Here is a 13,226-nt window from a genome sequence, read left to right on the forward strand (position 1 = left end):
GGCTCGTCAGCTTGCGCTACGCGCCGATGGAAGTTTCGACGTCATTGCCTGGCACAAGCGGCTGACCAAGGCCGAGAACGACAATGTCGAATACTCCCGCAACAACTTCGATGCCGGGATCACCTTTCCCGCCTTCAGGTCCCGCGCCAGATAGTGGGGGAATGAATGCATGTACTCCCGGACGACGTCGGCCTTCAGCGGTCCCGACTTCCATGCCTTCACCGCCGAGACGAATTCGTCGGCCGGGGCGGATGACAGCCCCGTATCGTAGGCTTCGAACGTACGTCGTACGATGGCGCGTTCCTTGTCGCTGAGCGAGGTCTTTCCGGCCCGTTCGGCAAGCAGGGCGTAGCGGCGGATGTCCGCGGCCGCGTGATGCCACAACCCTTTCCTGGCCATGATGCTCGAACGCTGCAGCAGTGCCTGCATCTCGAGATCGGCCGTCTTCGGCAAGGCCTGTTCCGAGCGATCGAGATACTCGTGCAGATCGACCGACCTGTAGATCTCCTCCATGATCGCCTGGTCGTACGAGCCCCATGCCTTTATCCTGTTGGCATAGGAAATGACGACCTTGGTGCTGCCGCGGACCATGTCGTGCTGGCGCTGGAAGAACATGAGGCCGTCGACCCTGATGCCCTTGAACCGGCGCGCCAGCCTGAGCATCATCTCGTAATCCTGCGACCGGACCAGAGTTTCATTGAAGCCTCCCACCTGCTCGTAGCATTGGCGGCGCACCAGGAGACCCGGCTGATGGACGTGGCAATATTCGAGATGGGACGGGAAGAAATTGTCCTGGCTGACATGGCCGAAGGCGACGATCTCGTAGTTCTGCTCTTCGATCTGGGCTGACTGCTGGAAACGCGCATATTCGCCGAAAGCGAAATCGGCCTCCGGCTCCCGCTCGAAGGCAGCGAGAAACCGCTCAAGCGCCGTCGGATGCGCGACATCGTCGTCGTCGAATATCCAGACGAAATCCCCCGTGCAGTGCTTGAGGGCGAAGTTCAGCGCGGTAGACTTGCCGCCATTCTCCTTGCGGTAATATTCCACCGGCGCTGGAAAGGAGCTCGCCACCTTGCTGGTGCCGTCCGTCGAGCCGTCGTCCACGATCAGGATCTGGTCCGGAGCCACGGTCTGCCGGAGCAGGCTGTCGATGGCTTCGGGCAGGAATTTTTCGCGATTGAAGGTGGGGACGATGACGGTGACCGTCGGTTTCTGCCGGGCAGCCATTGGTGACCTCATACTGTTGCCGATGCGCCGTTCGCCGGCGCGGTTCCGCAGCCATGGCGGCGGCCATTGCCCTTGATGCGATCAGCCGTCATGCCGCCATCCTGCCGATCGAGAAATATTCGATGCCGTAGCGCGCGATCACCTTGGGATCGTAGAGGTTGCGGCCGTCGAAGATGACCGGCGTCGTCAGCGCATCCTTGAGCGCGTCGAAGGACGGCGCGCGGAAGCTCTTCCATTCGGTGCAGATCAAAAGCGCGTCGGCGCCGCGGAGCGCCGCCTCCTTGGTGCCGCACAAGAGCAGATCGTCGCGCAGGCCATAGATGGCCTGGCATTCCTGCATCGCCTCGGGATCATAGGCCTGCACCTTGGCACCGGCCGCCCAGAGCGCTTCCATCAGCGTGCGTGACGGCGCCTCGCGCATGTCGTCGGTGTTGGGCTTGAAGGCCAGCCCCCAGACGGCGAACGTCTTGCCCCTGAGCGCGCCCTTGAAATAGTGGTTGACCTTGTCGAACAGCACCGACTTTTGCGCATTGTTGCGCTCCTCGACGGCGCGCAGCAGCTTGGCGTCGAACTTGACGCCCTCGGCGGTCTTGATCAGCGCGCGCACGTCCTTCGGGAAGCACGAGCCGCCATAACCGAGGCCGGGATAAATGAAATGGTAGCCGATGCGCGGGTCGGAGCCGATGCCCTTGCGCACTTCCTCGATGTCGGCCCCCAACTGTTCGGCGAGATTGGCCATCTCGTTCATGAAGCTGATCTTGGTCGCCAGCATGCAGTTGGCGGCGTATTTGGTGAATTCGGCGCTGCGCACATCCATCACGATCATCTTCTCGTGGTTGCGGTTGAACGGCGCGTAGAGCTCGCGCATCACCATCTCGGTGTCCTCGCTGGAGGTGCCGACGATAATGCGGTCCGGCTTCATGCAATCGGCGACCGCCGAGCCCTCCTTGAGGAATTCGGGGTTAGAGGCGACGTCGAAGGCGAGGTCCTCGCGGCCGCGCTTCTTCAGCGTTTCGGCGATCCTGGCCTTCACCTTTTCGCACGTGCCGACCGGCACGGTCGACTTGCCGACGACAATCTTGGGGGCATCCATCTCACGACCGATGGTCTCGGCGACGGCAAGCACATATTTCAGATCGGCCGAGCCATCCTCGCCGGGCGGCGTGCCGACCGCGATCATCTGGATCTGGCCATGCCTGACCGCCGCTGCCGCATCGGTGGTGAAGCGGATGCGACCGGCCGCGTGGTTTTCCTTGACGAGGCTTTCGAGGCCCGGTTCGAAAATCGGGATCAAGCCCTGGTTCAGGCGCTCCACCTTCTTCTCGTCGACATCGACGCACACCACCTCGTGGCCGACCTCGGCCAGCACAGCGGCCTGGACGAGACCGACATAGCCAATCCCAAACACCGTCAAATTCATTTGGTTCTATTCCTGTCAAAGGCCGGGTCACAAAGCGGCCCGGCCGGTTCAGATGTCCCCAGGCCCAACGGCCTGGCTGGTTCGGCATGATCTTACCCCAAAACCGGTTCCCACTTTTGGGGATCATGCCTCGTTAGTTCCGCATGATCTTATCCCGAAACCGGGTCCCGCTTTCGGGGATCATGCTCAGTTGCTGTTACTTATGCTGCATGCCAGCGATTCCGGAAACTGGCACGGCTGGCCCAAAGCGGTGAAAGCGACGCGCTTGACCTGCATGGTGACCTTGCTGCCGGGATCTGTGAAGGCGCCCATCCAGTTGGTCAGCTTGTCGCTGCCCCAGAGGCTGAAGAAGATTTTCTGCGAATGCGTCGGCAATTCGTCGGGGTTGGTCACCTCATGGACAAGCTTGCCGTTGACGTACCAGCGCAGCCGGTCCTTCTCCCAGACGAAGCCGTAATCGTTGAAGCCTTTGTCGGCGCCGCCCTCGACGTCGACCAGCTTGCCGTTCTTCGGCTTGCCCTGGATGTAGCTGTTGACCTGGACTTTCGAGGGGTCCTTGGTGAGGACCTCGAAGTCGATCTCATCCCAGGGCTGTTTGTCCTGCGGGCCGATATAGGAGAAGAAAGCGGCGTTGAGGCCGGAGCCGGTGCCGGTCTTCATCCGCGCCTCATAGATGCCGTAGCCGTAACGCTGCTTGGTCTGGATCTCGGCGCAGGCGAACTCCCGGTCCTTGAGCTTGCGCTTTTCGAAGCTTAGCGACAGCACACCATCGGAAAGCCGCACGAGATCCTTCGACCAGGTGCAATTCTGATGGGCGCCATTGGTCCAACCGTCCGAGACGAACCAGCGGGACTGGTTGAAATTGGAGAAATTGTCGACGAAGGACGGCGCGCTTTTCAGCTCTGGTTGGGTCCCTTGCGCATGCGCGGGATGCAGGGTCGCGGCGATTGCAAACAGGACGGCGGCCGCGCCGAGCCGCAGGCTGGCTAATCCACTCCCCGGCGCATGCGACATCGCGCAAGCCGCCACGGTGGAGGTGTTGTCGGGATCTACATTCATAACAAACTCACCTTGTGTTGTTCCGCCCCAACCCAAAGTCATTCTTGGCTCGAGCGAGCGAGCCGCCTCTGATCCTGCGCCCTTTTGAACTCCTCTCATTCCTTGTTTTTTCGCAATTCCGAACGGAAAACCGCTCACACTTTTCCTGGAATTGCTTCAGTGCCTCGTACCGATGACGGCGCCCGTGGGCGCCGTCAGCCTCTTGCCGTGGACTGCGAAGCAGACCGATCGGCGCCATCCTCTACAATCGCGTCGAGCGAACGGCGCAGTTCCTTCACCAAGCCTTTCTGCCGAGCGAGCTCCGCAATGCGCCGCTCGCAGTTCAGGATCGAGTTGGTCATCACGCTGACATCCGATCCCTTGCTGGCCGATGCCGAACCATTCTCCATCGCCTCGACCAGAAAGGCCGCGTTGGCTGCCGTCGACCTGTAGCGATTCTCCAGTCCCGTTTTCTCCGTCTCGATCTCGGCCGCGATCTGGTCGAACAGCTTCGCCAACCGGTCGAAACGCTGGAGATCGGTCTGCCGGTCGCGAGCCGGATCCCGGGATCTGAAGCCAAAAATCGAAGCCATCCTGCCGGCCTTTCGAAATTGCTGCATTGCAGCATAGACTGCCACCCCTGCGGCGGCTAGGCAACATCATAGTTTTCAGAATGCGGATTTTTTGAGGGCCGGCGGCTTCCGGGACGATACGGGATCACTCGTTTGCGGCGCTGCTTGCCGCCATCAGGAAGCGCATCGGCGGCACTTGCTGCCTTGCGGCAATGCCGGTGCGGCGGAACAGCGCGTCGAGCTTGTCGTTGGCGACGCCGCGAACGATCGGGATCAGATTCGACTGGCTGGCGAAGGCGTAAGCCGCGGCCGACGCCAGGCCGCGCTCGGCCTTCACGTCGAGGAAGTTGCGCAGCCGGTATTTGTCGCGGACATGACGCTCGTGGCGCCGCAACGCCGCTTTCGAGCGTTCGGGAAGGTTGTCGATCTGAAGCAACGCCAGATCGGCATCGGCAAGGCGCTTCAGATCTTGAGTCCTGTGGCGGCCGCTCAGCGAATCGGCGCGCACGATAGCGCCATAGCCGCAGGACTTGATGATCTTGAACCGCGCCCCGCTGGCGACAGCGCGCGCATAGAGCTCGTAGTCTTCGCCAAGACGCAGGTTTTCATCGTAAGTCAGCCCATGCCGTTCGAGGAAAGCCCGGCTGATCACTGGCTTGAGGAAGCCGAGCTCGCCGCGCAGGACGCGGCGGCGCGAGATGTTGCCCTCGATGAAGCGCTCTAAATCGAGAAATTCCGGATCGGCGGCGAAAGGCGGTGCGGCGACCCTGGCGAGGTCGGTCGCGGCATCGTCGCGGATCAGCATGATGTTGTCGGCGGCGAAATCCCAATCGGCGGCGGCGAAAAGCCGGCGAAAGCGGCCTTCGAGGAAGAAATCGTCGGCGTCAAGGATGCTGATGAAGGGCGATCTGGAGGCCTGGATGGCGACGTTGCGCGCGGAGGAAGGACCGCGATTGACGTCGAGACGGATGACGGCAAGCCGGCCGCTGCCGTCGTCGGCGGCCAAAGCCACATCGCGGGTGTTGTCGGTGGAAGCGTCGTCGACCACGACGACTTCGGCGACTTCCGTCTCGCGCAGCGCCGAGGCGATGGCGACGGGAATCGTCCGCGCCGCATTGCGTGCGGCAATGATGACGCAAACCGCCGGGCTCGTCACAGGCGTCGTCATGGGCATGGGTTCACCTTTCGCTTGCATGAGTGGCTGTCCCGCCCGCGATCTTGATCGCGCCGTCCGGCGCCGGCGCGACGGCGGCCGGTCGCTCGAAGATGCGCCGGCTGAGGTCGGCGGAGGCCGCCCAGCCGGCCTCCGCCAGGTAGCGGACGGGCTCGTGGCCGCACAGTTCCCACAGCACATGGCGACGCTGCGGCCAGCGCAGCGACGCGAGCCAGGGCGCGATCACCATGTGGAAGAGGTCGGCGTTGCCGATACGCGCCAGGATGCGGGCGGCGCGATCCGAAAGCAGCGTGCCGGTGGCGCCAAGCAGCACGTCGGCGGCGCGCAACCCCAGAAGCAGCGTGTCCGCAAGACCCTGCTCGGCGGCATGATCGAGCACCGTCTGCTGCTCGGCCTCGCTCAGCCGGCTGGCGCTGGCCCGGACATCGCAGACATAGCCGGCGCAAGGCTCGCGGTTGAAAAAGGCCTTGGCGACGCTGATCGACGACAAAAGCAAGGTGTCTGCCGCCGAGATGATCGGCATGGCCGCGCCGGCCACCTCGACTACACGCTTGCGGCGCAGGAAGCCGTCTATGTCGCGAGGGCTTGGCGACCCCGGCTGCTGCAGCCGATGGTGGAGGTCGACCGTCGACGCTCTCGTGCCGTCCTCGCGAACCATGTGCTGCTCGCCGAGGAAGCGCACCCACCAGACCGAGCGCGACTTGCCGGCAACCTCGTAGCCGATGGTCCGCAGCGCCGCGCGCGCCTCGGCAAAGCTCGCCGGGGAAACCAGTATGTCGACATCGCCGGAAGGCTTCATGAAGTGATCGCCATAGAGCCTGTGCTGCTGGAGCGGCCCCTTGAGGAAGACGAAATCGACCCGCCGGTCGCGAAGCACGCGATCGATGGCCAGCGAATCGCCGATGCAGGCGGCGTTCATCGACATGGTGCGCCGCCGATAGCCGTCGAGCCAGCCAGACAAACCGGGAGGCGCCGCGCCGGCGGGGGCACGCGCGAGCGCCTTGAGCATGAATACGGCGACCTTGTTCAGTCTTGCGATGTCGGCGACGTGAGCCGCCGAGATTGCCGGCGCGGGCATATCGGCCTGGCCGTCGCCGACGCCGGCGCCGGGTGCGAAAAACAGCCTCAGACAGGCCTGCACATAGGCGACTTCATCGGCACAGCCGGCGGCACGCAGCCTTTCATACGAGCCATCCTGCATTGTCATGCCCGATGTCGCTCTCCGCAAAAAAGCCGCCCGAGCGATCTATACCGCACTTGCGAAGAAAAACACCGGGAAAATTAACACGACCGCCCAAGAGGCGGCCAAAGCCGCTTCAACTCCGCAACCTAAGCGTTTAAAATCCCACACATTCAATCACTTTTGAAGACATGCCGCCGGGACGAACGCTGCGAGCCGAAAGGCAGCGGCTTTTGCAGCAATTTCTTCACATCCGTGAAACGGATTTGCTGCTCAAAAAATTATAACAAATAAATCAATTACTTATTCGATCGATGAGGACGCTCGGTTGAATTCCTGAGCGATTGAGGATTACGATAACGACGCTCATGGATTAATCATCAAGGAAGGCAAGCGCAACCAAGAATTGATTAATGCTTGGTGAATTACGCTTGACTCATGAATGTTGCCATGCAGCAATCGCATTGCAGCATAGCGATATGCTGGCGGCGTTCTGCGGCCGCTTCCAGTCCTTAATTGGAGAGTAAAATGGAACAGAATGTTGAGAAGCATGAGTACGAAACCCCCAGTTTGACGGTCCATGGTTCGATTGAAACCATCACGCAGGGTGGCGCTGGCACGACGGCGCTCGACGTGAGTTTTCCCGCACACACGCCGGTCGGCGAGCTGACTTTCTCATAAGCCTGCAGGCATCCGGGCGTCTAGTTGGGGCTCCGGATACAATAGGTGAGCCGGGGGGCTTTTGTCCCCCGGCTTCCCGCCGAGGATCGCAGGCAACCGATCCCTGGCCAAGGTCCAACGGGCGCGGCGGGCCAGCAACGAGGTTTTAGCATGCACTGGAACCCTTCGGACCATGACCGCGTGGTCGCGACCGGCGAAGCGGTGGCTTGTGAATTCGGTGCCGGATTGGCGCTGCTCCACCTCAAATCCAATGTCTATTACAGCCTGAACAGCGTCGGCGCCTTCATCTGGGAGCAGATCCAGGAGCCGCGATCGGTCCTCGATATCCGCGGCGCCGTGCTTGCGCGCTACAATGTCGATGCCGAGCGCTGCAAGGCCGATGTCGAGGGCTTGCTGAAGGGGCTGACCGAAGCAGGGCTTGCGAGGCTCCACAGTGAGGAACTGGTCTAGGTTCCGCTCGCTGAGCGGCCGGGAGATGCTGTTTCTGGCGCGCTGCCTGGCGGTGGTGAGCGTGGTGCGGCTCGCGCTGGCGCTTTCCTCCTACAACCGCGTCCGCAGCCTGGTCACGCGGCTTGATGCGAGGCGCGACGCCGGCATCGCCGACCTGCGGCGCGTCGCCTGGGGCGTTGCCGCCGCCGCGCGGCTGGTGCCGGGCGCCAGCTGCCTCACCCAGGCGTTGGCCGGGCAATATCTGCTCGCACGCCAGGGCAATGCCTCGAAGATCAGCATCGGCATCGAAAAGGGGACAGGCAGCGAGCTCAGGGCGCATGCCTGGTTGATGAGCGGCAACCACATCGTGCTTGGCGGCTCTATCAACGGATTTACTCACCTTGTCGACCATGGGTCGTGAGAAATGAGCGGCGTCGCCGGCATCATGCATATGGACAACGGCAGGCCCGCCGCGGCCAGCGATATCCAGCAGATGCTTTCGCGCATGCGCCATCGTGCCCGCGACGGCAGCTCATGGCGGACGGAGGGCAGAGTGGCGCTCGGCCACGCCTGGCTCGACACGACCGGCGAGGACGGGCCCGGTCCGCTGGCGATGGCCGGCGGCAAGCTCGCCATCACCGCCGATTGCCGGCTGGACAACCGCGACGAGCTTCTGGCGCGACTGGGCCTGCGCGACCGGTCAATTGCCGACGCGATGCTCATCATGCACGCTTACCTGAAATGGGGCGAGGCCTGCCCAACCTACCTGCAAGGCGACTTCGCCTTCGCGATATGGGACCGCGAGCGTCAGGCGCTGTTTTGCGCGCGCGATCACTTCGGCGTCAAACCCTTCTACTATCATTCGACCGGAAGGCGCTTTGCTTTCGCCTCGGAGATCGGGCCGATCCTGGCGCTGGACGGCGTCGGCAGGCGCCTCAGCGAGCACCAGATTTCCGGTTTTCTCGCCGGCCTGCCGGATGATCCGCAGGCCACGCCTTACGTCGAGATCTTCCGCTTGCCGGCGCGGCACAGCATGATGGTGGCGGGCCACGGGATCGTGTTGCGGCGTTACTGGCAGATCGAGCCGTCACAGCGGCCGCCGCGCCCTGACGCGGCCGAGGAATTCAGGCATCTCTTCGCGCAATCGGTGGAGAACCGGATGCGTGGCACGCCGGCTGTCGGCGCCATGCTGAGCGGCGGCCTCGATTCATCCTCGATCACCTGCCTTGCAAGCCTCAGGGCAGCGGGGACACGCAACCCGAAGCTCAAGACCTTCTCATTGGTCTTCGACAAGGGCTCGTCCATGAACGAGAAGCCGTTCATCGATGCGGTGCTCGACGGCAATCCGGTCGACGCCACGCTGATTGCCGTCGGCAATTACGCGCCCTTCGCCGAATTCGAGCGCATCCTTGAGGAGCAGGAAGGCACGTTCCTGGCGCCCGGCCTGTCCTTGACGCGCGACCTTTACCGGACGGCGGGCGCAAAGGGCGTCAAGGTGCTTCTCGACGGGCATGGCGGCGACGAGGTCGTCTCGCAGGGCCACGGACACCTTCACGAGCTCGCCAATGCCGGCAGGTGGCTGGAGCTTTGGCGCGAGTTGCGCAGCGCGGCCAACACCTATGGCGAGGGCATGCTTCCCCTCTATTTCAAATTCCTGACCATCTATGGGCCGGCCTGGCGGATCGCCAGGATGAGGGCGGCAGCCAAACGCCTTGTCCGCAAGGTGCGGCGCGCGCCGGCGCAGGCGCCACGCGCCGCCTGGGCGGGTCTGGTCAATCCGGATCTTGCCGGGCGCACCGATCTTGCCGAACGCTTTCATCGCAGCGGCTACATGCCTGCCGCCGTCAGCGCCAGCGAAGCGCTGACGCATCGCTGGCTTCTTTCGACAGGGCTGGTGCCGCACGCTTTCGAAGTGCTCGACAAGGCCGCCGCCAATTTCGGCGTCGAGCCGCGCTATCCGTTCTGGGACAAGCCCCTCGTCGAATTCTGCCTGGCGCTGCCCGGCGAGGAAAAGCTCAAGGATGGTTTTGGCCGCCATGTGCTGCGCCGGGCCATGCAAGGCATTCTGCCGCCGGTGGTGCAATGGCGGCGCGACAAGATCAATTTCACCGCCAACCTGGTCAATGGCATGCTCGGCAACCACCGCGAGCTTCTGGACAGGCTGCTGATATCGGACAGCGAGCGGATCGCGCCCTATGTCAACCTGCCTGCAGTGGCCGCGGTCTATGACCGGATGCTGCGCCAGCCCGAGCAGGCGACCCTGCCGGACGTCCAGCACGTCTGGCGCGCGGTTTCGCTGTCGCTGTGGCTGCGGCAAGTTCAGGGAAGCCCCGCATGAACCTTCCGGTCGCTTCCCTTGCGCGATCCGAGCCGCAAACGGCGGCGGCGAGCAAGCGAGTCCGCCGTTTCTACAAGGCCTACGGGCTGGTGATCGGTTCCGAAGTGGCCTTGCGGAGCTGGAGCCGACGGCTCCGGCGACGCCGGATCTGGAGATCGCGGTCGGGCCGGTTGATTTTCCCGGCGCGGCATCCCGGGACGCCACCGCCTTCCGTTTCGAACCGACGCGCCAGTATCTTTCCTGGCAGGCGGTCGGCACGTTCATGATCAGCAGCGCCAACCGCATCGATGTCGATCCGGCGCCAGGGGTCGACGATCCGCTGCTCGCCTTTCCGCTGCTCGGGCCGGTGATGGCGCTCGCCCTGCATCAGCGCGGGCTGCTCGTCCTGCATGCCAGCGCCATTGAAGTCGACGGCAAAAGCGTGATCTTCATGGGCGACAAGGGCGCCGGCAAATCGACGACGGCGGGGGCGATGATCCGCGCCGGCCATCGACTGCTCACCGACGATGTCGTGGCGCTGGATTTGTCCGACCCCGGCCGGCCGATCATCCTGCCCGGGTTCCCGCAGCTCAAGCTTGCGGCGGACGCGGCCGGCGCCATTCGCCTCGAACGGGCGGAGGTGCGCCCGCAGGTGCATCCGCAGATCGACAAGGCGCAGCATCGGCTGCGTGACGGATTTGCGCCCGAAGCGGTTCCGGTATCGCGCATCTATGTGCTCGAGCGGGGCGTGCGGGCGGCGACCTCCCCGATGTCCGGCGCGGCCGCGCTGCCGGCGATCATCAAATTCTCCTATATCACGCGGTTTGGCCGGCAGGCGCTGCCGGGCGATTTCGCCGCCCTGCACCTGCGCCAAAGCGCGCAGATCGCCGGGCGGATCGGCGTAAGCCGGCTGGAAGTGCCGGCCGGACTAGACCAGATCGACGAAGCGGTCGCCGCGATCGAAGCCGACCTGGCGTACGGGACAAGGTGAGCCGGGACATGGGCTGGTCCTCGAAGCTTCGCCTGTCGCTTTTCCGAGATGTCGCCAGCTTTGGCGCCATGATGGCGCATGTCGGCGGGCGGCGCACGGCGACGGCGCTTGTCTTCCTGATCCTGGGAAGCCTCACCGAAGGCATTTCGATCCTGCTGCTCGTGCCACTGCTGCGCCTGATCGGCAAGGCCGATCAGGATTATGCGGTGCGGGTGCCGGAAGCCTTGCATTGGCTGGTGCCCGGCGGAACGCTGTCGCTGGCGACGGTGCTCTCAATGCTTGTCGCGCTGGTGGCGCTGCAGGCGATTTTCAACCGCTTCAAGTCAGTCTATATGGCGCGGCTGCTCTACGATTTCGTCAACCGCGTGCGCATGAACCTGTTCGAAAGCATCGGCCGGGCGCGCTGGGGCGTTTTCACCCGCATCCGCAGCTCCGACCTCGACCACGCGCTGAACGGCGACGTCGACCGGGTGCAGGTGGCTGCCTTCTCGCTGCTGATGCTCACCCAGGCCACATTGCTTCTCACCGGCTATCTCGTGGTCTCGCTGTTCATCTCGCCGGTGATGACGTCCTTTGCCATCCTCATCGGCCTGGTGCTGCTGGTTGCGCTGCAGCCGTTCCGAGCACGCGCCAGCGCCTATGGCCGCACGCTGACCGGCAATCGCCAGGACCAGTATCGCACGGTCTCCGAGTTCCTCGGCGGCATCAAGGTCGCCAAGAGCCTCAATGTCGAGGCGAGCTATTTTGCCGAGCTCGGCGCGACGCTGGACAGGATGAAGGCCGACAACATCGCCTTCGTCCGCAACTCTTCGCTCGGCACCGCCCTGTTCCAGATGGCGAGCGTGATTGGGCTCAGCCTCTTCATCTACATCGCGCTGGTCCGCTTCCACCTGTCGCTGGCGGAGATCGTCGTGCTGCTCCTGGTCTTCATGCGGGTCGCGCCGCGCTTCATGGACATGCAGCTTCAAACCCAGCAGGTGCTGATCAACCTGCCGGCCTACGCTTCGATGCAAGCCCTTCAGGCCCGCTTCGACGCCGAGCGCGAGCCGACCCAAAGCATGGCCGAACGAGGCGCGAGACTGTCGCTCGAGACCGGCCTCAACATCAGCGAGGTATCGTTCGCCTATGGCGAGGGTGACGCAAGACCGGTGGTCAGCGATATCACCTTCAGCCTGCGGGCCGGCAAGGTGACGGCGCTGATCGGCCCTTCCGGTTCCGGCAAGAGCACGATCGCCGACATGATGCTCGGCCTGCTCGAACCCACAAGCGGCCGGATCCTGGCCGACGGCGTGGAGATCACCGTGCAGAATCGCAGGGCGTGGCGCGATCAGGTCGCCTATGTGCCGCAGGACGTGTTTCTGCTGCACGACACGATCGCCGCCAATCTTCGTCTTGCCGCGGCTGGGGCCAGCGACGAGGAGCTATGGGCGGCGTTGCGCAACGCCCATGCGGCCGATTTCGTGGAACGGCTCGCATCGCGGCTCGATACGGTGGTGGGCGACCGCGGTGTCCGGCTTTCCGGCGGCGAGCGGCAGCGCATCGCTTTGGCGCGGGCGCTGCTGCGCAAGCCGTCGCTGCTCATCCTCGACGAAGCTACCAGCGCGCTTGACTGGCAGAACCAGTCGCTGATCGCGCAATCGATCGAGGCGCTGCGCGGCCGGATGACGATTTTGACCATCGCGCACCGGCCGTCGATGATCGCCTTCGCCGACTGGGTCGTGGCCATCGAGAACGGGCGCATCGTCGAGGTCGGGCAATATCGGCGGCTGAAGGCAAACGCCGGCAGCCGTCTTGCCAGGATGCTGTCCGGCGAGCAGGCCGAGCGCGACACCGTGCCCCCGGTCGAGGCCGGACTGGTCCCGGCGTCGGTCGAACAGTCAGTGGAGGCTGCGTCTGGCGCTTAGCTTTTCGCCGTCGGCGACCTTGTTCAGGATTGCCCCGCGGTCGGCTTCGCGGATCTTGTCGGCCGAAGTCGGCGTTGCCTTGCCGATCATGGCAAATACCAGAAGGAAATAACCCGCCTGGATAATGACGGCACAGATGACGGCGCGAAGGACGATGGTGCCCGGCGATGCGCCGTCGACATAAGACCAGCCGATGACGATCGCCAGCGCGAACATCATGCCTATGATGAATTTTGGCAGAGACATGTTCGGCGGCCACTCAACCGAGACGAGCATGCAGAAGCTGCGACTTA

The 13,226-nt window shown here is 63.6% G+C and carries 13 protein-coding genes; 6 read left to right on the forward strand and 7 right to left on the reverse strand.

The annotated features are described in order from the left end of the window. Nucleotides 1-6 precede the first annotated feature (6 nt). The 6 genes from EN862_RS26840 to EN862_RS26865 all read right to left on the reverse strand — a co-directional run bounded on the left by EN862_RS26840 (nt 7) and on the right by EN862_RS26865 (nt 6,638). Entirely contained in the window at nt 7-1,227 is a 1,221-nt protein-coding gene (locus tag EN862_RS26840) for a glycosyltransferase family A protein (protein ID WP_193771576.1), read from the reverse strand. Nucleotides 1,228-1,315: 88 nt separating this feature from the next. Continuing rightward, a complete protein-coding gene (locus tag EN862_RS26845; RefSeq protein ID WP_127866509.1) occupies nt 1,316-2,647 on the reverse strand; it encodes a UDP-glucose/GDP-mannose dehydrogenase family protein in 1,332 nt (443 codons plus the stop codon). Between the two features lie 186 nt (nt 2,648-2,833). Then, nucleotides 2,834-3,706: a glycoside hydrolase family 16 protein gene (locus EN862_RS26850; RefSeq protein WP_127866510.1), complete on the reverse strand. Its 873-nt coding sequence runs from the start codon at nt 3,704-3,706 to the stop codon at nt 2,834-2,836. 194 nt (nt 3,707-3,900) lie between these two features. Further along, nucleotides 3,901-4,278, reverse strand: a complete 378-nt coding sequence (locus EN862_RS26855; protein ID WP_127866511.1) for a hypothetical protein — start codon at nt 4,276-4,278, stop codon at nt 3,901-3,903. Nucleotides 4,279-4,402: 124 nt separating this feature from the next. Beyond that, nucleotides 4,403-5,425, reverse strand: a complete 1,023-nt coding sequence (locus EN862_RS26860) for a glycosyltransferase family 2 protein (protein ID WP_127866512.1) — start codon at nt 5,423-5,425, stop codon at nt 4,403-4,405. A gap of 10 nt (nt 5,426-5,435) precedes the next feature. Further along, nucleotides 5,436-6,638 (reverse strand): nucleotidyltransferase family protein, encoded by a 1,203-nt coding sequence (locus EN862_RS26865; protein ID WP_127866513.1) that lies wholly within the window; start codon nt 6,636-6,638, stop codon nt 5,436-5,438. Nucleotides 6,639-7,139: 501 nt separating this feature from the next. Between EN862_RS26865 and EN862_RS26870 the strand changes: the two genes are divergently transcribed. The 6 genes from EN862_RS26870 to EN862_RS26895 all read left to right on the forward strand — a co-directional run bounded on the left by EN862_RS26870 (nt 7,140) and on the right by EN862_RS26895 (nt 12,933). Continuing rightward, nucleotides 7,140-7,292: a lasso RiPP family leader peptide-containing protein gene (locus EN862_RS26870; RefSeq protein ID WP_127866514.1), complete on the forward strand. Its 153-nt coding sequence runs from the start codon at nt 7,140-7,142 to the stop codon at nt 7,290-7,292. A 150-nt stretch (nt 7,293-7,442) separates the two neighbouring features. Further along, on the forward strand, nt 7,443-7,742 hold the full coding sequence (locus EN862_RS26875) for a PqqD family protein (protein WP_095817672.1): 300 nt from the start codon (nt 7,443-7,445) through the stop codon (nt 7,740-7,742). Then, the gene (locus EN862_RS26880) at nt 7,726-8,142 is read left to right on the forward strand and encodes a lasso peptide biosynthesis B2 protein (protein WP_245519702.1); all 417 of its coding nucleotides are present in this window, start codon (nt 7,726-7,728) and stop codon (nt 8,140-8,142) included. The genes EN862_RS26875 and EN862_RS26880 overlap by 17 nt, the downstream gene beginning before the upstream one ends. Before the next feature lie 3 nt (nt 8,143-8,145). Continuing rightward, nucleotides 8,146-10,059 carry a lasso peptide isopeptide bond-forming cyclase gene (locus tag EN862_RS26885; RefSeq protein ID WP_127866515.1) on the forward strand — a complete coding sequence of 638 codons (1,914 nt, stop codon included), beginning with the start codon at nt 8,146-8,148 and terminating at the stop codon, nt 10,057-10,059. A 262-nt stretch (nt 10,060-10,321) separates the two neighbouring features. After that, nucleotides 10,322-11,029 carry a serine kinase gene (locus EN862_RS26890; protein ID WP_245519703.1) on the forward strand — a complete coding sequence of 236 codons (708 nt, stop codon included), beginning with the start codon at nt 10,322-10,324 and terminating at the stop codon, nt 11,027-11,029. Nucleotides 11,030-11,037: 8 nt separating this feature from the next. Further along, nucleotides 11,038-12,933, forward strand: a complete 1,896-nt coding sequence (locus tag EN862_RS26895; protein ID WP_127866516.1) for an ABC transporter ATP-binding protein — start codon at nt 11,038-11,040, stop codon at nt 12,931-12,933. On the opposite strand, the gene EN862_RS26900 is transcribed toward EN862_RS26895, so the two are convergent. Next, entirely contained in the window at nt 12,907-13,179 is a 273-nt protein-coding gene (locus EN862_RS26900) for an exopolysaccharide production repressor exox (RefSeq protein WP_127866517.1), read from the reverse strand. The two genes, EN862_RS26895 and EN862_RS26900, sit on opposite strands and share 27 nt — an antisense overlap. Between the last annotated feature and the right edge of the window lie 47 nt (nt 13,180-13,226).

Origin of the sequence: Mesorhizobium sp. M2E.F.Ca.ET.219.01.1.1 (assembly GCF_004016445.2) — a bacterium.
Classification (GTDB): domain Bacteria; phylum Pseudomonadota; class Alphaproteobacteria; order Rhizobiales; family Rhizobiaceae; genus Mesorhizobium.